Below are 665 nucleotides of genomic sequence, written 5' to 3' on the forward strand. Positions count from 1 at the left end.
ACATGCTGTGGATCGGCGACCGCACCCGTCAGCTCGACGGCGCTCACGTCGAATTCCTGCGCGGGGTGAACAACCCGATCGGCGTGAAAGTCGGCCCGAGCATGAACCCGGATGATCTGATCCGCCTGATCGACGTGCTCAACCCGGACAACGATCCCGGCCGCCTCAATCTGATCGCGCGGATGGGCGCGAACAAGGTCGGCGATCACCTGCCGGCGCTGATCCGCGCAGTGCAGCGTGAAGGCAAGCAAGTGCTGTGGAGCTCCGACCCGATGCACGGCAACACCATCAAGGCCAGCAGCGGCTACAAGACCCGCGACTTTGCGCAGATCCTTGGCGAGGTAAAGCAATTCTTCCAGGTGCACGAAGCGGAAGGCACTTATGCCGGCGGCATTCATATCGAGATGACCGGGCAGAACGTCACCGAGTGCATCGGTGGAGCGCGGCCGATTACTGAGGATGGCTTGTCGGATCGCTATCACACGCATTGTGATCCGCGGATGAATGCCGATCAGTCGCTGGAGTTGGCGTTTTTGATTGCTGAAACCCTCAAGCAGGTTCGCCGCTAGAGTTCGATATCTTCATCGCTTGAACGGGCCTCATCGCTGGCAAGCCAGGCTCCCACAAGATCTGCGTCGCTCACAAAATTGATGTATGACGCGGTC

The 665-nt window shown here is 59.7% G+C and carries 1 protein-coding gene; it reads left to right on the plus strand.

Features of this window, described 5'->3' with window-relative positions; translation table 11 throughout:
* A partial coding sequence (locus ACIP1X_RS25970; RefSeq protein ID WP_400755701.1) for a 3-deoxy-7-phosphoheptulonate synthase occupies positions 1-569 on the plus strand: 569 nt, incomplete at its 5' end.
* Positions 570-665 lie beyond the last annotated feature (96 nt).

The organism is Pseudomonas sp. NPDC088885, from assembly GCF_044750025.1.
GTDB lineage: Bacteria > Pseudomonadota > Gammaproteobacteria > Pseudomonadales > Pseudomonadaceae > Aquipseudomonas > Aquipseudomonas rustica.